This window comes from Verminephrobacter aporrectodeae subsp. tuberculatae At4, from assembly GCF_000193225.1.
GTDB lineage: Bacteria > Pseudomonadota > Gammaproteobacteria > Burkholderiales > Burkholderiaceae_C > Acidovorax > Acidovorax aporrectodeae.
The window spans coordinates 1-382 of record NZ_AFAL01000905.1 but is presented as its reverse complement, the minus strand read 5'-3'; the positions used below and the strand labels follow the sequence as shown (position 1 = coordinate 382).

Below are 382 nucleotides of genomic sequence, written 5' to 3'. Positions count from 1 at the left end.
GCGTCCTGTATCACGTTGTCGCCGGTCGGGGGCCGGGTGTAGCTCAGCTTGACCGTCTCGCCGCCGGCCACGGCGCGGCTCAGCGTCAGCGTGACGGTCTTGTCCATGACACTGACGTTGCTCACGCTGATGGCAGCATTGCCCACGCTGCTTACCGCAAAGGCCGAGGCGGCTACGATCTTCCCGGCATCGGTATCCAGCTTGCCCACGTCGGTGTAGGTCAGATCCAGTTTGTCGCCGCGGACCGTGGCGATGGCGAGCACCGGGGCCGTGGTGTCCGGGACCAGGTTGCTTACGGCCTGGTCCGTGAAGCTGGCCGCGTCGTTGCCGGCAGCGTCCTGTATCACGTTGTCGCCGGTCGGGGGCCGGGTGTAGCTCAGCT

The 382-nt window shown here is 66.8% G+C and carries 1 protein-coding gene; it reads right to left on the bottom strand.

Annotated elements, in window-relative coordinates; translation table 11 throughout:
• Positions 1-382 (bottom strand): SwmB domain-containing protein (locus VTU_RS29800; RefSeq protein ID WP_040893982.1); only part of this gene is annotated, 382 nt, incomplete at both ends.